The sequence below is a fragment of the Streptomyces sp. NPDC040610 genome (genome assembly GCF_055594065.1).
Window position 1 is genome coordinate 695,415 of sequence record NZ_JBVIXA010000001.1, and the last position, 22,321, is coordinate 717,735.

A 22,321-nucleotide genomic window follows, 5' to 3' on the forward strand; every position below is an offset into this window, starting at 1 on the left:
GAATCACAGGGGGGTTGAGGCATGCCGAAGTGGGACGTCACTCCGGCCGGAGTGGGGCTGGTCGCTTCACAGATGGGCGAGGTGCTGGGCGCCTTGAGCAAGGCCGTCACCGCGTACGGGGAGGACATGGGGGGCGCGGCGATCTCGTCCGGCACCGTTGCCGAGGGCGGGTCGGGCGGCAAGGGCGGGTCGGGCGGTGGCGGGCTGGTCGCGGCGGCGCTGGCGCAGTTCGCGCAGGGGACCACGGCCGAGGTGCGGTTCATTTCGGCGCGGGCGATCAAGTCGGTGGACGGGGCGCTGCTGGCGACGGCGGCCTACGAGGCGGGGGACGTACAGATGGCGACGGAGGCGCAGCGCAACGCGGCCGCCGTGGACGAACCGGACATGCCGCACGGGTGGAGGCGGGGCAGCCTGTGATCAAGCCGGAGGACATACCCCAGTTCACCGGCGACCTGGACGCGCTGCAGCGGCACATCACCGGGCTGCGCCGGGACGCGGACGGCATCCGGCAGGCCGGGGGCGCCGCGCACACGCAGTTCCAGGCCATGTCGGCGTTCTACAAAGCTCCGGAGGCCGAGGACCTGTTCGCGTCCACCATGCCCGTGCGCGACAAGGCGGACGCGTTCGCGGAGAAGGTGGAGACGGTCGCGGGTGCGCTGGATGACTACGCCCAGGCGGTCGGGCCGATCGCGGAGCGGCTCAAGCACCTGAAGAGCAAGGCGACCACGTTCATCGCGGGCCTGGACACCGACGGGGGCGCGTTCGGCACGGACTGGACCAAGGACCAGGACAAGGTCGATCAGCATGAGGCGCTGTGGGCCGAACTCGCCCAGGCCAGGGCTGATTTCTATGCCGCGGAGATCGCCGCCGCCAACAAGATCACGGCGTTGGTGGACGGCGGTACTCAGTACGTGGCGGACACCGGCGGGAACATGTTCATCCCGCGTGGCGTGACCACGTACGGCTTCACCGCTGATGCGCTGGAGAACGCCGAGAAGCTTCCCTGGGGTACTCCTGCGGAGCGGACGCACCACGCGTGGGACCTCGGCTACCACGGCAAGCAGTTGCTGTGGGACGGCCTTGTCATCGACGGAATCGTCGGCTCGCTCAAGGGCGCCGCCGCGCTGGTGGGGCTGCGGGGCCCCGGTGAGGCGCGTGCTGCCTGGGAGGGGCTGACCCGCTCGCTGGTCGGAACGTCCGTGTACGCCACGGAGATGGGCGGGAGCAAGCCTGGCGGCAGCTTCTGGAACAGCGACTTCGTGCAGGGCAGCAAGCCGTACGCGAAGGGGTTGGCCAAGGGGCTCGTGGCCTGGGACCAGTGGAAGGAGAACCCCGGCCGCGCCGCGGGCACGACGATCTTCAACTTCGGCACCCTGGCCGCCGGCCCGGTGAAGGCGGGCACGGCGGGGCGGACAGGGGCGATGGCCAAGGCGGCCAACGCGGCGGCGAAGGCGGGCGAGGCGATCGACCCGGTCGTGGCTGCGGCCAGGACTGCCGGGACGGTCCCCAGGGTGGGGGACATCGCCGCCGGAATGCGCGCTGGGGCGCGCGGAGCGTCGGAGGTGCCGCGTCGCACGTACACGGAGCTGGAATTTGCCGGGGGATACGGAGTCCGGGTCGAGGACGGCGAGTTCATCGTCAGGGACGGGAGCGGAAATCCCAGTACTGCCCCAGTCCCCCGAGAGCCTGCTGTGCACGAACGAACGGCTGCGAAGGAGCACGCCCGGCAGTACGAACTCGTCGGTGCAGGCGCGCGGGCGCCCGAAGGGGGCGTCGACGGCAGTGAGAGTCTGGCACCGCATGCCAGTGCCAGGCAGGATCTGTCGGCCGGCCACGGTGCAGCCCACTCCCCGCACGGTCAGGGGCATGACCAGACTGGTGGCGCGGCCGGAGCCCGGAACGCCGACGGTTCCAGTCAGAACGGATCCGTCGACTCCTCTCCCGGCAGTGGGCGTCCCGGCGGTGGCGCGGGCACCGGCGCCGGCGACGGTGCCGGAACAGGCCCCGACGCTTCAACTGGCTCGGGTGGTGACACTCCAGGTCGGCCCGGCGGAGCTGGGCGCCCCAGTTTCATGCGCGAGGGCGACAACCCTTACGGAGACCGTGGCTCACTCACCCGTGAGCAGATCGAGGAGATCCAGGTCTACCGCGCCAACCATGAACCCGGGTACTTCAACAAGTACTACAAGGGCGGTGAGCACCTCGGCGACCGCAAGAGCCTGGAACTCACAGACGAGAGCGGATTCACTCCGCCTCAGCTGACCCGGCTTTCGGATGACGGCCCGCTGATCCGCGCCAAGGATTCTCCTGAGCCCCCCAAACCTCATTTCATTGACGCTGATTACATCAGCGTCAGAGCGGACAGCGTCACGAGCGCTCCCAGGCTCAAGATTTTGAACGAGGCCGCACAGAAGCGTCACTTCGCCATCCAGTGGGACCATCTCGTCGATAAATTGAAGACGGAGACAGGAAAGGCCCACAAAGCTCAGGGTACCCTCGAATCAGGTGGGCTCTGGGGAGAGGCCAAGGGAGCCTACAAGGAATCCCACACCGTGATGGGCGACGCGGCCGAGGAATTCGGCGAGGCGGCAGCCAGGCACCATTATGTCGCCGAGCGGTACCCGGACTTTGAAGAGCAGACGCTTCTTGGCCCGAAGAATGGCAACGATCAGTTCGATCAGGTGTGGAAGCACGAGGACGGGCGAGTGGTCGTCGTCGAAGCCAAGAGTAGCCCTGGCACCCGTCTCGGGAGGCGTACCCTCCCCGGTGGTAAGCAAGTTTCCCAGGGAAGCAGAGAGTACTTCTTCGATATAGTAGATGCCATGAAGAAACGCGGTGAATTTGGCCGAGTGCGGGATCTCCAGAAGGCGCTCAAAGAGGGCAAGTTGGAATACGTCGTGGTCAAGGGCGAGAAGAATGCTGGCGCGTACACTGGCTACCAGTATCGCCGGTTCGACATCAGCAAGGGGACTCTTCCGTGACCGAACATATCGCCCGGCATGGACTGTCGGCAGGACCCGAGGCCCAGCAGTTCGCGGAGCAGGTGACCCAACACCTGACCGAGGAGATCGACGATCTCGAGGAGTCGACAGCCGTCATCGACTCGACATTCGGCACCGCGGTCATGGCGCTGCGAGCCCAGTGTGTCATCGATCCACGTGCCGCAGCGGTAGAGACGTGGTACGCCGCGGTCAATGCGATGCAGCTGGGCTCGGCGTTGTTTGCCGTGACCGGGGTGAGTGAAGGGGTCGTCGAGTGTCGTATCAATCGGAAGGTGCGGGCCCTTCCTGCCGTCGGTCCGTTGCCGACTGCCGATGCGGGGACTTGGCTGAACGCGTTCTGGCTGGCCGTCATCTGCCGTGAGCAGCAGCGGATGACGGACCTGTGTGAGATCCCGCTGGAGCGGCTGCGGGCCCCGGAGGGGCAGTACGACGAGTACATCTACCACTGGGTGGACACGCTGCAGACGTTCTGGCTGCGGCGCCCGGGACTGGTGGAAAAGCTCAGCGACGCGTTGCGGATGTCCGATCCCGCGGTGGCGCAGGTCGCGCCGCTGGACCTGTTGCAGTGTGTGCTCTATCCGCCGATCAACCTCTTCTACCACTTCGTGACCAGGGACGAGGCAGGCTTCGGCCCGGCGCTGGAGGAGGCCCTGAAGCTGCACAAGGTGTACTGGACCCTGAACGAGGACCGGGAAGCCGACATTGACGGCAGCATTGCCCTGGGCCCGTTGGCCATAGCCTGCCTGGCCTACGACGGGGAGTTTCCGATCGAGGTCGAGTCGGACTACCTCCCCAAGCATCTCCTCCAGCACGGCTGGCTCGGCGAGTTCCCCACCTGAGCCGCCAGGAGCACACAACGGCACGCTCCGACGTCTCGACGGCGCGAGGCCTCCTCGGATACCTAGGAAATCGACTTTCGCGTGACCAAAGACGTCATAGCCCTCACCCCCACCATGCCCGACACCAAGACCGTGCTGGCCGGGCTGTTCGCAGGCGGCCCCGACCTGGAGGTCCGGACGTCGGCCGACGGCGCGGTCGTGCAGTTGTGCGCGCCGGACGGGCGGGTACTGGTGTCGGTCGAGGCACCGTTCCTCGTACACACTTCGGGCGAGGCCCAGCGGCTGCTCGGCCCTGATGCCGCGGCCCCCGACGCCCCGTTCTGGTGGACCGAGGCGCGTGCCGCCACCGACGTGGAGGAGGCCGACCGGCTCGCCGGTTCCTTCGCGGGGCGGCTGGCCGCCGTGCTGGGCGGCAGCGTCTGGCCCCCGCAGGCCGCGCACACCGACGTCGTACCCGTGGCCCCGGACGAATCCGGAGGAGCCCCGGCGACCACACCCCCGGCGATCGATGCCCTCACCGACAAAGCGGCCGTCGTCATCCAGGACCGCCCCGTCGTCCCCATGACGACCTGGCTCTCCGACGCCCTGCGCGAGGCCACCGCCACCGACCGCGCCCTGCAGATCGTCACACCGCCCCACACCACGCTCACGCTCCCCACCCGCATCGCCCTGCACGGCCACCCCAACCGCTGGGTCGTCCAACTCCCCGGCTCCGGCTACTACGACGGCCTCTCCGGCGCCGAACTCCACTGGGAGGGCGGCGCCTTCGCACCCGTCCGTGACGCGGACGGCGCCACCCGCGTCGCCGAGTCCTTCCGGCCCGCCCCGGACACGGGCGAGCGCCAGCTCATCCTCAACATCCGCACCACACACGAACCCGACGAACGTCTCGTTCTCGGCGGCGCCCTGGAAACCGCCTTCCGCCACCTCACCGGCGCACCCCCGGCCGGCTGGAGCACCGCCGAACCGGTCAGCCTCCCGTGGTCCACCCGCCAGCTGACCGCCCTCGCCCGCAGCCGCGCGCCGCAGCCCACCTGGCTCGTCACCGTCGGCCCGCCCGGCCGTCCGGCCATGGCGACCGTCCACGTCACCCGCACCACCGCCGGGGTCGAGGAGGACATCACCCTCACCCTGGGCTACGGCCCGGACGAGGCCGCCCCTCTCGACGCCATCGCAACCCTGGCCGAGGCCCTGGCCGCCGAGCACCGCCTGACGTCGATGCTCACCTCGCTCCGCGCCGCCCGGCGCGACCTCACCGTGCCCCCGCGCTTCGAAGCCCCGCCCGCCCCGGTCGCCTTCACCCTCGGCCCGGACGCGGTACGCGGCATCGGCCTCGCACACGCCGCGCACCCGCCGCTCGACACCGCCCCCGTGCGCCTCGGGGCCGTCGCCGGGCCCTCCCTGCACTATCCGCTGGGGGACGGCGGCGACTCCTCCGCATGGGAGCGCCTGCAGCGACTCATGGACCACCTCAAGGCGGCGTGAGCGGGGGACGGTGGCTCACAGCAGGTGGTCGGCCTTGCCTGCCTTGATGTCCCGGATGAGGGTGGCCAGGGCTTCACGCGTGTCCGTGAGGTACGTGTGCTCTGCGCCGGCGAGGGCTATGTAGGCGTTGCCTTCGTCGTCGGTGCCGAGCCGGAAGCAGTTGTTGCCTTCGGCGCAGAACGGTGCTTCCCAGGTGATCTCGGGCATGATGTCGTCCCTCAGAGCTCGTGGGCGATGGTGCGGATCAGATCCCGCGATTCCGGTTGCCCGAGTGTTTTCTCGTGCCACCAGTCCATATGGGCACGGTACTTGGCGAGCTGCGCCTCGGCGTGAGTGAACTCTCCGCCGTGTGCGGAGTCCAACTGGACGGTGTCCAATTGCGGGACAGCACCGTCCGCGTACAGGACCGCGTGACCGGCACCAGGGAACGCGCCTGTCTCGGCGGTGAGGACGCGTACCGTCACGTTCTCGCGCTCGGAAACCTCGCACAGGTACTGCAGCTGCTCCCGCATCGTGCGCCGTCCACCGAAGTGCATGCGCAACGCCAGCTCGTGTACGTACGCCACGTACTCCACGGGCTCGTCGAGTTCCAGGACTTGCTGACGCCGCATGCGCTGTGCCACCCGCAGTTCGACCTCCGACTTCGGTAGCGGAGGCAGCGCGGAGTCGAAGATGGCGCGTGCGTACCCGCTCAGCTGGAGAAGTCCCGGTACGTGCACGGTTTGCAGCGTGCGCAGCCGCTTGGCGAACCACTCCAACTCGGCTACGTCCAGCAGGCCTTGAGGGAGGTTTCCTCGGTACTGCTCCCACCAGCCGCGCTTGCGGAACTCGGCCATGTCCACCAGCGCTTCCACGTAAGCGGCATCGCCGCACTCGTAGTTGCTGGCCAGTATCTGCACACGCTCGGCAGAGGTGGCGCGGACCCCTGACTCCATGTTGGAGAGCTTTGTGCGGTCGAGCCCGAGCAGCCCTGCCGCGTATTCCGTGGTCCGGCCCGCCGCCAGGCGCATCCTGCGCAGCTCCGCTCCCAGGCGCTTCTGGCGCTCCGTCGGTGTGGTTCGTGTGGGCACTGGCACCTTCCTCCCCGCGTGCTGCGCGCCAGTCTGCCCTCTGCCCCGGAGGTCGGTCCAACTCGGTGGGGGCAATGCTGGCGAATTTGTGGCACATGTGCCCCCTCATGCCCTACGGTGAGTGACGCATCGCTTACTGATTGCCGCAGCCGGAAGCGCATCGCGCGAGCCTGCCCGGAAGCCTCCTCCCCTGGGAGGGGCGGGCCCGCGCCAGGGAGACAGGCCACCGGCGGCGCGACGCCCAACGCACCGACCCTCACCGGAGATTGACCATGCCGATGGTCGTAGCGACCACGTGCCCCGACAGCCGCACGCTGGACGACGTACACGCGCACGGAGCGGGTCACCCGCGAACGCCGACCCCCGACGACCTCACGTACAGCCTCACGCTGCCCGCGTCCGCGACCAGTCCGGCGGTCGCGCGCCGCGCGGTGGCGGCCATCCTCCGGGCGCACGGTCTGGGTTACGTGACGGAGGCGGCGCTCCAGGTCACGGCCGAACTGACGACCTGCGCGTGCCGGTTCACGCCCGCCGAGGAGGTGTACCTGCGCCTACGGCACCGCGACGGAGCCCTCCGGGTGATCGCGTACGACGGTCACCCGCGCCACACGAACCCGCGCCTCGCCGCGATCTGCGACGAGCGCCGCCGTGCGTCCCTGAACCTGATGGCGTGCGTGGTGCGGGCGTGCGCAGGGGACTGGGGTTTTGGTGACGCGCGGGAGCCGGGCGGCGGGACGCGGATGTGGGCGGTGCTGCCGGGGGAGGGGGCGCGGGCGTACGGCATGGTGTGAACGGTCGGATGGGCAAGTGGAAACCTCGGTGCGGCGTCGTCCCAATCGCACAGTTCTGGCCAGAGTGGCATCCGGTGGCGGGAAGTGGGGGATGCGCGTTTCTGCGCGCTAGCGCTGCCTCACTATTCCGCGCCATGGCCGGATGGGCATGCTGACCAAGTGGGATGCGCCAAGGGTGAGGGGTTCCGGGGGCCGTGGCTGGACTGGGCGGACTCTCCCGACCTGTGGCGAGATCGTGTGGCCTCACTCTCAACTGCGTTGCGCCTGCAATGCAGTGTGGGACATTATGTTCGATGCGCTACGTGGCGTGAGTGCCTGGTGCGCATGGAGTGATGTCGTTGCGCCGGTCAACTACCGGTTGGTCGGTGGGGGTTCGAGCGGGGGTGGCTTGTGAAGTTCGATATGGGTGAGACGACGCTTGCTGTGTTGGGGAGGCAGACGTCGGGGTCGAGTGATGATCTGGGGTCGTTGATCCGGGCGTTGGTGTCGGCTGCGGAGCCGTTGGAGGGGAAGTTCAACGGTGCGGGTAAGGCGACGTTTGATTCGTTCAAGTTGCGGGCGGATGAGATCACGGCTGCGCTGAACGGGTCGTTGTCGTCGATTCTGGGTGGTCAGGCGGGGATGGACGAGGCGTTCGGTACGGGTGTGCAGGAGCAGTCGGACAACGCGCACAAGAACATGGGCGCGGCCAATTTCCAGGCGGCGCGCTTCTCCGGCTGAGTTTGCGTTCAGCGGGGCCCGGGGGTGGCTCCGTCCATCAACTTCGCTTCAATCCATTGCGCTTCGCTCCGACATGGGGAGTTTTGTTATGGCTGGGAATCAGGATCGGCGTTCGTACGACACGGGTGCGTCCGCGGATGTGCAGGGGGGTTTGCACATCATCATCGGGCAGTTGGAGCGGGTGCTCGGTGACCGTGATCGGGCGGTGAAGGCGGCGATGGCCGACTATCAGGCCGACGGGGTCTCGGATGAGTACCACGGCAAGGAAGTGCGCTGGAACAAGGCGGCGAACGAGGTGCGGGAGATCATCCGGCTGGTGCGTTCCACGCTGGAGGAGAACGACGGGACGGCGCAGACCACGCTCTCCCGCGCGCGGGCCGCGGTCAACAACATCGGCTGAACGCGCACCATGTCCTATCCGGCCCCTCCCACCCCGCCTGGCGGAGACGCTGGTTTCGGTCCCGGCCAGGGACTGCCCACCTACCCGCAGGCAACGTCTCCTCAGCCGTATCCCGGGCAGGCGCATCAGTATGGAGGGCAGGCACCTCCATGCGGTCTGCCCCAGTATGCCGCGCAGGCCCAGCCCGTTCTGCCGCCGTCCTATCCCTACGCCTCGTACCACGGCCCTGTGGGCCCTGCGCTCGCGGACCGGGGTTCCCGCTTCGGGGCACGCCTGCTCGACCTGGTCTTCTGGTTCCTGGGCTACTTCACGCTGGGTGCTCCGATCATGGTGTGGATCGACGAGTCCGGCGGTGGACTGTCGCAGCTGTTGCTGATCGGTTGGCTGGTCACTTCGCTCGTTCTGTACTTCCCGGCGTGCATCGCCCGATTCGGCTCGACGCTGGGCAAGCGGATCTGTGGAGTGCGGATCGTGCGGTGTTCGACCGGAGGGCCGGTCGGCTTCTGGCGTGCTGCGGGACGGGAGGCCTTCTCGTTGCTCGGGATGGCCGTACCGATCCTGAGCCTGCTGGACCCGCTGTGGTGCTGCTGGGACAAGCCGCTGCAGCAGTGCCTGCACGACAAGACGGCGGACACCGTCGCCGTGGAGCGCTGAGTGAGGGTCAGGGAGTCCGGGGCTCTTGTTGCCGCCCCAGTGTGCGGGGGGTTGGCATTGCTTGATCGAGACTCGAACGGAACCAGAGTTATGGGGGGCGTGTGATGACGGCGTGGGACATCGAACCCGGTGGCGTCCGGGGAGTACTCCAGCGGGCCGGTACAGCCGCCGAGACCATGGCGACCGCCGGCAAGCAGATGCAGAAGACGCTGCCGCAGGCGGCGAAGCACGCGGGGACCATCACAGAGGGCGGGCACGAGGGGCAGGGCACTCAGGGGCCGGTGGGATCCGCCCTTGGTGTGTTCTTCAACCAGTGGTCGAAGAGCCTCACATACATCGCGAAGAGGACCGGCAGTTCGCTGAACGGCGCCAACCTGGCCACCCAGGAGTACATCAAGGGTGACTTGGACATGGCTGCGACGAAGCAGGGCAAGGCGCTCGCCGAGATGCCGGTGCCCGACATGCCCGGTGTCGGTGGTGGTGCGCGGGGTGGTGGCAGATGAGCAGCGAGCTCATTGACCCCAATGGCATACCGCAGTTCACGGGCGACCTGGAGCAGCTTGAGCGGGACGCCACGGACCTCAGCATGGAGGCATCGCTGTTCCGCCTCAGCGGCGGCCAGGTGCATTCCACTTTCCAAGGCCTCTCGGCGTTCTACGAGGCTCCTGAGGCGGAGGATCTGTTTGCGACGACCAAGCCGGTGGCCACGCGATCGGATGCCTTCGCGGGCCAATTGGAGAAGGTCGCCCAGGCCTTGAGCGACTACGCGTCCGAAGTGCGGCCGCTGGCGAAGAAGCTCAAGCAACTGCAGATCGAGGCCAGTGCCTTCGTCATCGACGACGTCTCGACCGACGACGAATGGCGCAAGGACCAGGACAAGGTCGACCACAACAACCGGCTGGTGGACGACGTCAAGGCCGCCGCGCAGGCCTTCCGTGCGGCCGAGACCGCCTGCCACAACACGATCACCAAGCTGGTCGACGGCATTCAGCTGAAGCCCAGCAGCGACGGCAGCACCAGCTGCGGAACGTATGGCTACACCGATGAGGTTCTCGACCAGGCCGAGGAACTTCCCTGGGGCGCCAAGGCGGAGCGGGACTACGACGGTGTCGACTGGTTCGTCCACCAGGCGAAGGAGGTCGGCAAGGGCTTCTTCGTGGATGGTGTGGTCGGCACGGCCAAGGCACTCGGCACGCTGGCGGGCAAGGACGGCTGGGGCGCAGCCGGCGAGGCGTGGACCAACCTGGCCAAGCTGAGCACCGGTCTGACGCTGACCATGACCCCCCTCGGCGGAGCTTTCTGGATGGCCAAGGACGACCAACTGCCCGGCTGGCTTCGGGATTCCCGCCAGGCCGTGGTCGCCACGGGCAAAGGGCTGATCGCCTACGACCAGTGGAGCAGGAACCCGGCGCGGGCCGGAGGACTGGTCGGCTTCAACGCGGTCACCATCGTGGCGACGCGCGGCGCGGGGGCGGCGGCCAAGGGCGGGGCCATGGCGAAGGTGGTCTCGGCGACCGGCAGAGTGGGCCGGGCGGTCGATCCGTTCACGTACGCCGCGAAGGGCGTGAAGTTCGCGACGGTCAAGGTCGGGGACTTGGTGGCGCCGCTGAAGAACTCCCGCCCGGGTGCGTACGCGGACATGGCCGAGAACGGTTTTCGGCTGCCGGAACGCGGCGCGGATGTACCCGTGCGTCCTGCGGCTGTGCCGGACAATGCGCTGCGGTACGTCGACGGCAAGGGCAGATCGGTCTACCTCACCAAGGAGGGGGCTGTCCTCGACGGGAACGGCAAGGTGCTGCAGAAGGCGGAGGACGCCCGGCCGGAGCCGTCCGCTGCGGACCGTGCTGCCCCGGTGGCGAAGGAGGAGGCTCCGCCTGCCCTTCGTGCGCCGGATCGTCAGCCTGTGCTCGCTGGTGGGCATGCGGGTGAGGGTGTGGCTGGTGCCGCGGGCCGGGTCGGTGATGATCTGCAGGCCGGCGGGCGCCCACCGGGTGGCAGGGCCCATGAGGCGGGTCACGGCCCGTCCGCTCATCACGAGCCTCCTGCAGGGCCGCCACGCGACGGTTCCTCGTCTGGTGCGGGCCACGGGTCCAGCGGCGGGCACCACGGTCCTGACGGGGCTCATCACAGCGGCGAATCGCCACCCAACGGCCACCCTGGGAATGGCCATACAGCAGACTCATCCAGTACCGGGCACGACATTCCGGGCCACGCGGATGCTCCCCATAGCTCTGGTAACTCCGTAGGCCACTCGCCTGGTTCTGGTCCGTCAGGGCCGTTGCAGTTGGGCGGGGATGCCGAACATCGGCTGCGGGAAGCGATCAAGGGCATCCCCAAGAACACCATGAAACCCAAGGTTCTCGAGCGAGCGATCAGCCGCCTGGCGGAACATCCGTACGGCCGCGAAGTCGCGGAGGTCATCAGCTCTGGAAAGTTCTCCCATGCGACCGGATTTCGGGACCTCGTTTCCCAGTTGGGCTCGGGAGTGGCCGGGCAGCACATCCGCGCCATCGACCAGATCAGGTTTGGCGATCAATTGCACGCGAGTGGCCTGCGGAACATTGAGTTCGAGATCAAGAACTCGGCGCACAAGGCGGATCTTGATGTCAAGGTGACGGACGATGCCGGGAACTCCTACGGCTATCAGATGAAGCGGCTCAACAACCCCAAGGACCCATTTGAGCAGATCGCACGGGCCGACTATCTGGGGCAGCTGTCCAAGTCGCAGGCGGACGTCAGAGTCATGCTGGTGGACGGTCAAGGGACCGTGGCGGACTGGACGAGCAGGGGCATTCCAGACGAGTTGCTGCGAGTACATCGCGGCGAGCACGCGCTCAAGAGTGAAAAAGGTCGTGGCATTCTGTTCGTGCTCCGACTCGATGACGGGACGATCGTGATCCCGCCGGGCGCCAAGGTCGATCCGCGAGGTGTTTTGTGATTACGACGATTCCCGTCGGTAGCTGGTACTGGGAGACCAAGACACAGGGTGGCGGTGACGATCTCGCCGGTCGCAGTGTCCGGGACCTCCTCGGAGTGTGGGGCGCCATGACCGATGTCGGTCTCGCCCGGGGGGACGCTCGGGCGGACATCAGTGTGCAGGATGGCGTCGATGACGCCGTCGTGTTCATCAAGCGGGATGTGCGGGTGGCGGCCGGGACCGAGGCCGCCGAATCGGATCTGCTCCTGACGTTGAGGTCTGTAGCCCAGAAGCAGAGTGCGGGGCTTGTGACGATCGACCTTTCCGTCCCGGGTGTCTGCCTGCGGGGAGGTGAGAGTGTCCAGGTCCAGAAGCTCTTCCTGATCTCGGTCGACGCCTGGCCCAGCGGGGCGGGGACCGTGGCGCTGCACGCCTACTCCGATGTGTGGATGACCCATGACCTGCGAGGGCGAAAGCACCCTGATGTTCAGAGGGAGAATGCCCCTCTGCTGGCGGCTGCTCTGGCTGGGATCGCCAGGTTCTTGGGAGCTGAGGTCATCCCTGGGGATGCCACCTCATACGGAGTGCCGTCGGCGACCGGGTTCGAAGACCTCCCGGACGAGGATCCGGACCTGCTGGATTCCTGGTACATGTTTGAAGTTCCCCGAAGGGCTGAAGCGCTTCAGGCTCGACTGCCCTCGGAGGCGCCGCAGTTCGCGACGGACACCGAATTGCCCGTCAGCTTTGTGGAGATTGCGATGGAAGGCAGAACCATCGGCTACTTGTGGGTGGCCGACGGCGACAGCGCTGCTGGGTACGAGCCGTACACCCCTGCTGGCGACATTTCGGTCGAAGCCGGTGTGCGTTGGCTGGAGCGGTTGAGCGATGCTAAAGCGCGGGGTGCGGCTCCGTCTTACGCGCTGCGCTTGCTGGCGTCGGAAGCCGACGAATCGACGTCTGGGATGATCGTTCCGGGATCCCAGGGAGTAGCCGAATCGCTGGAGGATCTGCAGGAACTATCCGGGCGCGAGGACTGTTCTTCCCGCGGCATCTAGTGACGAATGGGTACCTGTGGCGGCTCAGGACTATGACAGTCAGTTGTTGGAATCAGTGGCCGTTCGGCGGCGGCGGCTGCGTGATGCCGTTGTGTTCGGTGGGGAGCGGCAGCGGCGGGGTTGGGACGAGCGGTTGGGGAAGTTGGTCGGGGGGATTGTGATCGGGGCTGTGTTGTGTGCGGGGTGTGTGGGGTGGTCATTCGTTTCGCATCGGGTGATGAAGGACAAGCCCGGGGGAGTTTCCTCCGTGCCCGGTTCCGGTTCCTCGGTTTCGCCTTCGAGTGGTGTGTCTAAAACGCCCTCTGTGTCCGCTTCTTCTCGGTGATAGGTTCGAACTTGTGATATCTGCGGGGGCAATGAGCCGTAGCCAGGGGCGAGTGGCGTTGAGCCGGGTGACCTTGGTGGGGGAGCGGCGGCGAGTCGATCTCGTACTGCCTTCTCAGGAGCCGGTCGGGCTGTTGCTGCCCGAGGTGATGCGGCTGCTTGACGATCGGGCGGGAGTTCGGCCCGAGTTGCGGTATCTCGTGGCTGCTGATGGGTCCGCGCTGGCGCAGGACAGCACCTTGGAGTCGGCCGGTGTCGCCGATGGGGCCGTGTTGCGGCTCGTGCGCGCCGAGGACGCGCCCTCCGCGCCCGTCGTGCATGACGTCACCGATGAGGCCGCCGGTGATCTGGATGTGCGGGCCTGGCGGTGGGGCGCGGGTTCCCGGCGTGTGGTGTGCGGTGTTGCTGTGGGGGCGTGGGCTCTCGTAGCCGCGGTGCTGGCCCGGGGGGAGTTCGACGACTCCCGGGTGGGGGCCGGGCTGCTCGGGGTCAGTGCGGTGGCCGCCGTGTGCGGTGCGCTGCTCGGGCGGGCGCGGCGGCGCGGTCTTGCTGCCACGCTCATCGGGGCCGCGGGTGCGCTCGGGCCTTTTGGGGCTTGGACGCTGGGGGGCGCGAGCGGCTGGTCCGGGGGCGCGCTGTTGGCGAGTGTCGTCTGCGTGCTGGTTGTTGCGCTGTTGCTGCTCGGGTGGTTCACGCCGTTGGGGCGTGGTGGGCTCGTCGGCGGTGGCGCGGTCGCCGGGTGCGCCGTGGTGTGGGAGGGCGTACTCGGGATTCAGGGCGGTGGGCACGTCGACCGCGTGGGCGCCGTGCTCGCCGTGGTGTCGGTCGTCGCCCTCGGCGTGCTGCCGCGGCTCGCCCTGATGGCCTCGGGGCTCTCCGGGCTCGACGACCGGCGGTCGGGCGGGGCCTCCGTCAGTCGGTACGACGTGGGGAGCGCCCTTGCCGCCACCCACCGCGGGCTCGCGCTCGCCACGGTGGCGTTCGCCGTGTCCGCGGGGGCTGCCGGAGTGCTCGCCCTGCGTGACGTGTCCGTGTGGTCGGTGCTCCTCGCGGGGGCGGTCGCCCTGGTTCTTGCCCTGCGCGCACGGGCGTTTCCGCTCATCGTCGAGGTGGTCGCCCTGCTCGCGGCCGCGGCGGCCGTCGTGGGGCGGCTCGCGTGGGTGTGGCTCGGCGAGTCCGGGGCCGCGGGCGGGCCGTTGACGCTGCTCGTCGTGCTCGCGCTGGCCCCGCTCCTCGTACTCGCCGTGCGGCCCGCCGAGCATGTGCGGGTGCGGCTGCGCCGGGTCGGGGACGCGCTGGAGTCGCTGGGCGTCATCGCCCTGATTCCGCTGGCGCTCGGGGTGTTCGGTGTGTACGGGCGACTGCTCGACACCTTCGCGTGAGAGTCCGGGACGACATGGCTGAGGCGAGGGACTGGCAGCGGGATTTGCTGCGGGAGCTGGGTGCGGGTGCGGGTGCGGCTACCGGTGGCGGCGGGAGGTCGACCCCGACGTCCGCGCCCGCCGTTGCGCCGACGCCCGCACCCACCACGGTTACGCCCGCGCCTGACATGCCCGCACCCGCCGCCGTCACCACCGCGAGTGCGCCGACCACACCCGGACCCACGGCTCCCGCGCCCCCAAGCAGCCCCGCCCCCCGACGCGGAGCGCCCCCCACCCCCGAATCCATCCCCACAGCCGACCCCCGCCTGGCCCTCGCCCTGGGGCGCCCCCAGCACGGCGACTCCCTGCCCCGGCGCACCAGCCGCTCCCTGCGCAAGCTCGTCAGCTCCGCTTCGCAGGACGTGGCGGAGGAGAGCCGGATGGCCCGCGAGGTGCAGCAGCCGGTCACCACCGGCCGGGTCGTCGCGGTGACGTCGATCCGGGGCGGCGTCGGCAAGACCACCGTCTCGGCGCTGCTGAGCCGGACGTTCCAGCACTACCGGCACGACCCGGTCCTCGCTCTGGAGGCCGATGCCGCGCTCGGCACCCTGCCGGTGCGGCTCGGCGCCGATTCGGTGCGCTGGTCCTGCGCGGACCTCGCGCGGATCCTGACGCCGGCCATGCAGCTGACGGACATCACCGGCTACTTGGTGCCCGTGCCGGACGGCGGCTGGCTGCTGCCCGCCAGCCAGGGCCGCGTCGGCGCCCCCCTCGACGTACCCACGTACCGCACCGTGACCCTCGCCCTGCGCCGCTACTTCGCGGTGACCGTCGTCGACTGCGAGACGCTGCCCGGCGAGGTGGCCCGCACCGCCATGGACACCGCCCACGCCCGCGTCGTGGTCGCCCCCATGACCGTGGAGGGCGTGCACGGCACCCGGCTGGTCCTGGACTGGCTGGCCCAGCTGCCGCACTCCGCCCTCGCTACCACCGTCGTCGCTCTCACCGCCAACTCGCCCGACATGACCCTCGACCTGAAGACCGCCGCCGCACACCTGCGGGAGACCGGCGTGGCCGTGGTGCCCGTCCCGTACGACCGCCATCTCGCCCAGGGCGGCCCCATCCGCGGTCCCCAGCTCGGCCAGGCCGCTCGCGACGCCGCCGTCCAACTCGCCGCCGAGGCGATGCGGCGCGCGGTACGCGTGCGATGAGCGGCACGACCACCACCGCCGGGACGACCACCGGCGAGGCGACCACCGCCCAGGCAGTAGAGGCCGTCCAGGTGACCGAGGCCGACACCACACACATGAGGACGCGATGACCCACCGCCTCGTACACCGCCCGGCCCGCTCCACCCGCCCCCCGTCCGCCACCGCCCAACGCACCATCGAACCGCCCCCGAACCTCCCCGAGGGCAAGATGGGCAACGCCGCGACCGCGCTGCTGCCGATGGCCGGTGTCATGGGCTCCGTCGTGATGATGACCGTCATCCGCAACAGCCAGTTCGCCGCCCTCGGGGCCATCGTGCTGGTCTTCGCGCTGCTCGGCGGTGTCGCCCTGTTCTGGTCGCAGCGCGGCAAGGCGCAGCGCACCCGGCGTACGCAGCGGGAGCGGTATCTGGAGTACGTGGAGGAGCAGCGCGACGAACTCGGCGCCGGGGAGAGGGAGTTGCGGCAGCGGGCGCGGCTGCTGAACCCGCCGCCGCAGGCGCTCTACGACCTCGTATGGGACCCGGCCCGGCTGTGGGAGCGGCGCCGCGCCGACGCGGACTTCCTCGCCGTGCGGGTGGGCTGTGGCGACGTACCCGTACAGGAAGTGGTGATCGGGCAGCACGGCGGCAGCGGGGTGCTCACGCCGCCGGACCCGTTCATGCTCAACGAGGCACGCGCCCTGCAGGCGCGGTTCGCCGTCGCGCCGGACTTCCCGCTGGCCGTGCCGCTCGACCGGGCGGGGAACGTAAGTGTCGTCGGCGACCGCGAGGGGGTGCTACGCGTCGCCCGTGCCCTGCTGGTCCAGGCCGCCGTGACGCACGCGCCGGACGATCTGGCGATCGCGCTCGGCGTGCCGGGGGAGTGCCTCGCGGAGTGGGAGTGGGCGAAGTGGCTGCCGCACGTGCAGGACGCGACGGCCGACCCGGAGGCGTACGACGGGCCGGTCGCCGCCCGGCGCATCGCACCGGACGTGGCGCAGCTCGCTCGGCTGTGCGGCGCCGACCTGCGCCGCCGCTCCTCGTACGCGGCCGAGGTGCGGCGCGGCCTGTCCGGCAGGAACGCGCTGCGGCTCACCGATCGGCTCCTCGTGGTCAGTGACACCCACGGCGGGACCGCCGCGGAACTGCCCCGCCCGGACACGGCGGTCGGGCTCGCCGACATGGGCGTGACCGTGCTGCACCTCCTCGAGCGGCAGATCCACGAGCCGGACGAGGTGAGCGTGCGGATCACCGTCGAGGGCGATCAGGTCGTCGTCGAGGATCTGCGTGCGCCGGGGGCGGGCGGCGCCCAGCCGGGCGGCGCGCAGCCGACCACCGGGCAGCCCGCCGTCGCCCACGGCCTCGCTGACGACCTCAGCCTCGCCGGCGCCGAAGGACTCGCCCGCATGCTGGCATCGCTGCGCCTGTCCGCCGAGTCCGCCGCCGAGGGCACCCCGGTGTCCGGCCCCGTCGACTTCCCCGCGCTGCTCGGCATCGACGACCCGGCCGCGGTGGACCTGGACCGGCTGTGGGCGCCGCGCACCGAGCGGGACTTCCTGCGCGTGCCGATCGGGCTCGACGACCGGCACGAGCCGGTGTTGCTCGACCTGAAGGAGTCCGCCGAGCTGGGCATGGGCCCGCACGGGCTGTGCGTGGGCGCGACCGGCTCGGGCAAGAGCGAGCTGCTGCGGACCCTCGTCCTGGCGCTCACCGCCACGCACTCGCCCGAGGACCTCGCGATGGTCCTCGTCGACTACAAGGGCGGCGCGACGTTCGCCCCGTTCACGGGCCTGCCGCATGTGGCCGGTGTCATCACGAACCTGGAGAACCAGGCCGACCTCGTCGAGCGCGTCCACACCAGCCTCGCGGGCGAGATCAAGCGCCGCCAGCAGGTCCTGAAGGACGCCGGGAACATCGCCGACATCGGGCACTACGCCGCCCTGCGGGCGAAGGAGCCGGGCCGGGGTCTCGAGCCACTGCCGCACCTGTTCGTCGTCATCGACGAGTTCGGCGAACTCATCACCACCAAGCCGGACTTCATCGACCTGTTCCTGTCCATCGGCCGCATCGGCCGGTCCATCGGCGTACATCTGCTGCTGTCCAGCCAGCGCATCGAGAGCGGCAAGCTGAAGGGTCTGGAGACGTATCTGTCCTACCGGCTCGGGCTTCGCACGTTCTCCGCCGACGAATCCAGGACAGTGCTTGACCGGGTCGATGCCTTCGAGCTGCCACCACTGCCCGGCTTCGGCTATCTGAAGGTGGACACGTCCACGTACACGCGCTTCAAGGCGGGGTACGTCTCCGGGGCCCATCACGGCCCCACGGCGGGCGAGCCCGCGGACGAGGCGCCGCGGGCCTGGACGTACCCGGCGTTCAACGCACCCGCACGGGGCGCGGACGGACCGTCGGAGGAGACCGCTGCACGTGAGCGCGAGACCGGGCCGACCGTGATGTCCACGATGGTCGGCCAACTCGCCGTCGCCGCCGCCCCGGTCCGTCGTATCTGGCTGCCGCCGCTGCCCGACGCCGTCACCCTGGACGCGGTGGCGGGCCCCCTCCACGTCTCCGAGCATGGCCTGCGGCTGTCCCGCGGTGATGGCCACCTGCGCGTTCCCCTCGGTGTGCTCGACGACCCGGCCCGGCAGTGGCAAGGGCAGTGGCTGCTCGACCTGAACGTCGCGGGCGGCCATGCGGCGGTCATCGGAGGCCCTCAGTCGGGCAAGACCACCCTGCTGCGCACCCTCGCCCTCTCCCTGGCTCTGACCCACACGCCCGCCGAAGTCGCCGTCTACGGCCTGGACCTGGTGGGCGGCGGGCTCACCGCGCTGGCCGGGCTGCCCCACGTGGGCGGCATCGCCACCCGCGCCGACCCCGAGCGCGCCGCCCGCACCGTCGCCGAGGTGGGAGCCCAACTGGCCCTGCGCGAGGAACTGTTCCGCGAGCACGGCATCGACTCCCTCGACCAGCTGCGCCGCATACGCGCCAAGGGCGGGCTTCCCGAGCTCGGCTCCACCGACATCGTGCTGCTCGTCGACGGCTTCGGCGCGCTGCGCGAGGAGTTCGACGAGCTGGACGACCGCATCGCCGAACTCCTCAAGCGCGGCGGCGGCTACGGCATCCACGTCGTCGCCGGAATGCTGCGCTGGAACGACGTGCGCATCGCCACCCAGTCCATGTTCGGCACGCGGGTCGAGCTGCGCCTGAACGACCCGTCCGACTCCACGGTCGACCGCAAGCTCGCCGAGACGTTCACCGCGGGCACCCCGGGACGCGTCCTCACCGACGGAAAGCTCTTCGCGCAGACCGCGCTGCCGCGTACCGACGGCCTGCCGAACGCCGAAGACCTGGGCGCCGCCCTCGACGACGCGGCGCGCACCATCGCCGCCACCTGGCACGGCGAACTCGCCCCACCCGTACGCGTCCTGCCGACCCGGCTGCCCGCCACCGGCCTGCCCTCCGCCCACGCCGAACCGCACCGGGTGCCGCTCGGCGTCGACCAGGACACCCTCGGCCCGGTGCTGCTCGACCTGTTCGGCCAGGACCAGCACCTGCTGATCCTCGGCGACAACGAGTGCGGCAAGACCAACCTGCTGACCCTGATCGCCGACCAGCTCATCGCCCGCCACGGCGACGACGCACTCGTCTTCGCCGTCTTCGACCCGCGCCGCGGCCTGCGCGGCGTCGTCCCCGAGCCCTACCGCGGCGGCTACGCCCACAACGCCAAGCTCGCCGCGGCCCTCGCCACCGGCATCGCGGGCGAGCTCGACAAACGCCTCCCGGAGACCGCCGACCCCGACGCGACCGGCCTCGAACCCGCCTTCACCGGCCCGCGCATCGTCATCCTCGTCGACGACTACGACATCCTCACCACCGCGGGCCAGCAGCCCCTGGCCGCCTTCCTGCCCTACATCTCCTCCGCCCAGGACATCGGCCTGCACTTCGTTGTCGCCCGCCGCACAGCGGGATCCGCCCGCGCCCTGTACGAGCCGTTCCTCACCACCCTCCGCGAGACCGGCACCACCACCCTCCTCATGAGCGGCGACCGCGCCGAGGGACAGCTCTTCCCCGGCCTGTACGCCTCCTCGCAACCCCCCGGCCGAGGCACCCTCGTCCGCCGCGGGCACCCCCACCGGCTGATCCAGACGGCCCTCGCCCACGAGACCGAAGCCCCTGACGACGAACCGGAAGCGACGAAGCACCTGTGACCAAGGACGTCATCGCCCTCACGCCCACGATGCCCGACGCCATGGCCCTGCTGGCCGGTCTGCACGCGGGCGGGCCCGACCTCGGCGTCCACTCCCTGGCCGACGGGGCCGTCGTCCAGTTGCGTACGCGGGACGGTCGGCCCCTGGTCTCCGTCGAGGCACCCGTCCTCGTCCAGACGCCCGGGGAGGCCCAGCGTCTGCTCGGCTCCCACGTCGCGGCGCCCGACGTGCCGTACTGGTGGACGGAGGTCCGCGCGTCCACCGCCGTCGCCGAGGCGGTAGACCTCGCCGGATCGTTCTGCGGCCGCCTCACGCTGCTGCTCGGCGGCACCACGTGGCCGCCGGAGGCCGCGACCGTCGGTGTCGTCCACGTGCCCGACGGCCCGACCGGCGAGGAGGCCGTTCCCGAGCCCGACGGCGCCCTGCCCGCCGTCGACGTCCTCACCGACTCCACCGCCGTCGTCCTCGCCGACCGCCCGGTCGTCGCCCTGACGGCCTGGCTCTCCGAAGTCCTGCGTGCCACGGCGGACTCGGGCAGAGCACTGCACATCGTCACCCCGTCCCACTCCCGCCTGAGCCTGTCCCTGCGCACCGCCCTGACCGGCCCGCCGAACCGATGGGTGGTGCAGGCTCCCGAAGGCGGCTACTACGACGGCCTGTCCGGCGCCGTACTGCGGTGGCGGGACGGCACCTTCACTCCTGCTCTCGACAACGACGGCGAGACCGTGGCGGCCAAGGGCTTCACGCCGCCCGAGCAACCGTCCGAACAGCAGCTCACCGTCTCCGTGCGCTCCCACCACACCCCCGACGCCGACCTCGTCCTCGGCCGCGCCCTCGAAACCGCCTGGCACCACCTCACCGGCGCGGCCCCGGCGGGCTGGGGCACCGCCGAACCCGTCAACCTGCCCTGGTCGCCCCGCCGGCTGACCGCACTGGCCCGCGACCGAGCCCCGGCCCCGAGCCACCTCCTGGCCGTCGGCCATCCAGACCGCCCCGCGATCGGGAGCCTCCGGGTGACCCGCACGAAGTCCGGAGTCGCGGAGGAGGCCGCGCTCACGCTCGGATACACGGCCGACGAGCCCCCGCCCCTGGACGCCCTGGAGACGCTGGCCGAAGCCCTCGCGGCCGAGCCCGGCCTGAGCGCCGTGCTCACCACCCTGCGCCGGGCCCGCCACGACCTCACGGTCCCGGCCCGCCTCGAAGGCCCGCCCATCCCCGTCTCGCTCACGCTGGGCCCCACGGACGTACAAGCCGTCGGCCTCGACCACGCCCGCCGCCCACCCCTGCCCCGACACCCCACCCCGCTCGGCCCCACCACTGCCCCGGCCCTGCACTACCGCCTGAGCGACGGCACGAGCCCGGACGCCTGGACCGACCTCGACGCGCTCACCCGACACCTCAGAAACACATAGCCCGCCCGGCACCCCCGTGCCTACGATCACCCCCATGCCCGCATCGCCCGCATCACCCGCACCGCCCACCTTCGACCAGCTCGTTGCCGAAGCCGAATCCGCGCCCACCGAAGGCTGGGACTTCTCCTGGTTCGAGGGGCGGGCCACCGAGGCGCGGCCGTCGTGGGGGTATGCGCGGGCCATGGGGGAGCGGCTCGGGCGGGTCGGGGCCGCGCTCGATATTCAGACCGGTGGTGGGGAGGTCCTCGCCGCCGTGCCCGCGCTGCCCCCGCTCGCCGTCGCCACGGAGGGGTGGCCGCCCAACGTCGCCAAGGCCGCCGCGCTGCTGCACCCGCGCGGTGTGGTGGTCGTGGCCTCGCCCGAGGACGCGCCGCTGCCGTTCGCGGACGGGGTGTTCGACCTCGTCACCAGCCGGCACCCGGTGACCCCGCACTTCGACGAGATCGCTCGCGTGCTGCGGCCCGGCGGGACGTACTTCGCCCAGCACGTGGGGCCGAGCAGCGTGTTCGAGCTGGTGGAGTACTTCCTGGGGGAGCAGCCCGCGGAGGTCAGGGGCGCGCGGGACCCGGAGGGGGAGCGGCGGGAGGCCGAGGCCGCCGGGCTCGACGTCGGCACGCTGCGCGCCGAGCGGTTGCGGATGGAGTTCCACGACATCGGGGCCGTCGTCCACTTCCTGCGCAAGGTCGTGTGGATGGTGCCCGGGTTCACCGTCGAGGCCTACCGGCCGCGCCTGCGCGAACTGCACGAGCGGATCCGCGAGGAGGGGCCCTTCGTCGCCCACAGCACCCGTCATCTGTTCGACGCGGTCAAGCGATAGTCGGCGGTATCCGGCGATAGTCAGCGGCTCGGCGGCAGTCGGCGGCAGTCGGCGGTAGCCAGCGGCTCGGCGGCAGTCAG

The 22,321-nt window shown here is 70.1% G+C and carries 18 protein-coding genes; 16 read left to right on the top strand and 2 right to left on the bottom strand.

Annotated elements, in window-relative coordinates:
• The first annotated feature begins 21 nt into the window (after window positions 1-21).
• The 4 genes from ACZ6AA_RS03165 to ACZ6AA_RS03180 all read left to right on the top strand — a co-directional run bounded on the left by ACZ6AA_RS03165 (window position 22) and on the right by ACZ6AA_RS03180 (window position 5,326).
• Complete coding sequence (locus ACZ6AA_RS03165) at window positions 22-417, top strand: DUF6507 family protein (protein WP_471455974.1); 396 nt, start codon at window positions 22-24, stop codon at window positions 415-417.
• Window positions 414-2,981, top strand: a complete 2,568-nt coding sequence (locus ACZ6AA_RS03170) for a hypothetical protein (RefSeq protein ID WP_471455976.1) — start codon at window positions 414-416, stop codon at window positions 2,979-2,981. The genes ACZ6AA_RS03165 and ACZ6AA_RS03170 overlap by 4 nt, the downstream gene beginning before the upstream one ends.
• On the top strand, window positions 2,978-3,841 hold the full coding sequence (locus ACZ6AA_RS03175; RefSeq protein WP_471455978.1) for an immunity 49 family protein: 864 nt from the start codon (window positions 2,978-2,980) through the stop codon (window positions 3,839-3,841). Before ACZ6AA_RS03170 ends, ACZ6AA_RS03175 begins: the two co-directional genes overlap by 4 nt.
• An 81-nt stretch (window positions 3,842-3,922) precedes the next feature.
• Window positions 3,923-5,326, top strand: a complete 1,404-nt coding sequence (locus tag ACZ6AA_RS03180; protein WP_471455980.1) for a DUF6177 family protein — start codon at window positions 3,923-3,925, stop codon at window positions 5,324-5,326.
• A 15-nt stretch (window positions 5,327-5,341) separates the two neighbouring features.
• Here ACZ6AA_RS03180 and ACZ6AA_RS03185 read toward each other — a convergent pair whose 3' ends face one another.
• Window positions 5,342-5,533 carry a hypothetical protein gene (locus ACZ6AA_RS03185; RefSeq protein WP_471455983.1) on the bottom strand — a complete coding sequence of 64 codons (192 nt, stop codon included), beginning with the start codon at window positions 5,531-5,533 and terminating at the stop codon, window positions 5,342-5,344.
• A gap of 11 nt (window positions 5,534-5,544) precedes the next feature.
• Entirely contained in the window at window positions 5,545-6,396 is an 852-nt protein-coding gene (locus ACZ6AA_RS03190; RefSeq protein ID WP_471455985.1) for a helix-turn-helix domain-containing protein, read from the bottom strand.
• A gap of 272 nt (window positions 6,397-6,668) precedes the next feature.
• Here ACZ6AA_RS03190 and ACZ6AA_RS03195 point away from each other — a divergent pair, with 272 nt between their 5' ends.
• From ACZ6AA_RS03195 to ACZ6AA_RS03250, 12 genes are all read left to right on the top strand, one after another.
• A complete protein-coding gene (locus tag ACZ6AA_RS03195; RefSeq protein WP_471455987.1) occupies window positions 6,669-7,187 on the top strand; it encodes an ATP-binding protein in 519 nt (172 codons plus the stop codon).
• A 390-nt stretch (window positions 7,188-7,577) separates the two neighbouring features.
• Window positions 7,578-7,907, top strand: a complete 330-nt coding sequence (locus ACZ6AA_RS03200; protein WP_469000205.1) for a hypothetical protein — start codon at window positions 7,578-7,580, stop codon at window positions 7,905-7,907.
• 88 nt (window positions 7,908-7,995) lie between these two features.
• Entirely contained in the window at window positions 7,996-8,307 is a 312-nt protein-coding gene (locus ACZ6AA_RS03205) for a pore-forming ESAT-6 family protein (RefSeq protein WP_030668329.1), read from the top strand.
• A gap of 228 nt (window positions 8,308-8,535) precedes the next feature.
• Window positions 8,536-8,961 (top strand): RDD family protein, encoded by a 426-nt coding sequence (locus tag ACZ6AA_RS03210; RefSeq protein WP_471455989.1) that lies wholly within the window; start codon window positions 8,536-8,538, stop codon window positions 8,959-8,961.
• A 104-nt stretch (window positions 8,962-9,065) separates the two neighbouring features.
• Window positions 9,066-9,464, top strand: coding sequence for a DUF6507 family protein (locus ACZ6AA_RS03215; protein WP_471455991.1), 399 nt, complete (start codon window positions 9,066-9,068; stop codon window positions 9,462-9,464).
• Entirely contained in the window at window positions 9,461-11,899 is a 2,439-nt protein-coding gene (locus tag ACZ6AA_RS03220) for a hypothetical protein (protein WP_471455993.1), read from the top strand. Before ACZ6AA_RS03215 ends, ACZ6AA_RS03220 begins: the two co-directional genes overlap by 4 nt.
• A gap of 107 nt (window positions 11,900-12,006) precedes the next feature.
• The gene (locus tag ACZ6AA_RS03225; RefSeq protein ID WP_471455995.1) at window positions 12,007-12,933 is read left to right on the top strand and encodes a hypothetical protein; all 927 of its coding nucleotides are present in this window, start codon (window positions 12,007-12,009) and stop codon (window positions 12,931-12,933) included.
• Between the two features lie 356 nt (window positions 12,934-13,289).
• Window positions 13,290-14,639 carry a type VII secretion integral membrane protein EccD gene (gene eccD, locus ACZ6AA_RS03230; RefSeq protein WP_471455997.1) on the top strand — a complete coding sequence of 450 codons (1,350 nt, stop codon included), beginning with the start codon at window positions 13,290-13,292 and terminating at the stop codon, window positions 14,637-14,639.
• Window positions 14,640-14,653: 14 nt separating this feature from the next.
• Window positions 14,654-15,829, top strand: a complete 1,176-nt coding sequence (locus ACZ6AA_RS03235; protein ID WP_471455999.1) for a hypothetical protein — start codon at window positions 14,654-14,656, stop codon at window positions 15,827-15,829.
• A gap of 106 nt (window positions 15,830-15,935) precedes the next feature.
• Complete coding sequence (gene eccCb / locus ACZ6AA_RS03240) at window positions 15,936-20,012, top strand: type VII secretion protein EccCb (RefSeq protein ID WP_471456001.1); 4,077 nt, start codon at window positions 15,936-15,938, stop codon at window positions 20,010-20,012.
• Window positions 20,009-21,424, top strand: coding sequence for a DUF6177 family protein (locus ACZ6AA_RS03245; protein WP_471456003.1), 1,416 nt, complete (start codon window positions 20,009-20,011; stop codon window positions 21,422-21,424). The genes eccCb and ACZ6AA_RS03245 overlap by 4 nt, the downstream gene beginning before the upstream one ends.
• Before the next feature lie 34 nt (window positions 21,425-21,458).
• Entirely contained in the window at window positions 21,459-22,241 is a 783-nt protein-coding gene (locus tag ACZ6AA_RS03250) for a class I SAM-dependent methyltransferase (protein WP_471456005.1), read from the top strand.
• The last annotated feature ends 80 nt before the right edge of the window (window positions 22,242-22,321 follow it).

Excerpts from the sequence above, each read along its gene's own strand:
- ACZ6AA_RS03165 (WP_471455974.1), top strand. The coding sequence starts at position 22 with ATGCCGAAGTGGGACGTCACTCCGGCCGGAGTGGGGCTGGTCGCTTCA.
- eccCb (WP_471456001.1), top strand. The coding sequence starts at position 15,936 with ATGACCCACCGCCTCGTACACCGCCCGGCCCGCTCCACCCGCCCCCCG.
- ACZ6AA_RS03235 (WP_471455999.1), top strand. The coding sequence starts at position 14,654 with ATGGCTGAGGCGAGGGACTGGCAGCGGGATTTGCTGCGGGAGCTGGGT.
- ACZ6AA_RS03205 (WP_030668329.1), top strand. The coding sequence starts at position 7,996 with ATGGCTGGGAATCAGGATCGGCGTTCGTACGACACGGGTGCGTCCGCG.
- eccD (WP_471455997.1), top strand. The coding sequence starts at position 13,290 with ATGAGCCGTAGCCAGGGGCGAGTGGCGTTGAGCCGGGTGACCTTGGTG.
- ACZ6AA_RS03215 (WP_471455991.1), top strand. The coding sequence starts at position 9,066 with ATGACGGCGTGGGACATCGAACCCGGTGGCGTCCGGGGAGTACTCCAG.
- ACZ6AA_RS03225 (WP_471455995.1), top strand. The coding sequence starts at position 12,007 with ATGACCGATGTCGGTCTCGCCCGGGGGGACGCTCGGGCGGACATCAGT.
- ACZ6AA_RS03195 (WP_471455987.1), top strand. The coding sequence starts at position 6,669 with ATGCCGATGGTCGTAGCGACCACGTGCCCCGACAGCCGCACGCTGGAC.
- ACZ6AA_RS03250 (WP_471456005.1), top strand. The coding sequence starts at position 21,459 with ATGCCCGCATCGCCCGCATCACCCGCACCGCCCACCTTCGACCAGCTC.
- ACZ6AA_RS03185 (WP_471455983.1), bottom strand. The coding sequence starts at position 5,533 with ATGCCCGAGATCACCTGGGAAGCACCGTTCTGCGCCGAAGGCAACAAC.
- ACZ6AA_RS03220 (WP_471455993.1), top strand. The coding sequence starts at position 9,461 with ATGAGCAGCGAGCTCATTGACCCCAATGGCATACCGCAGTTCACGGGC.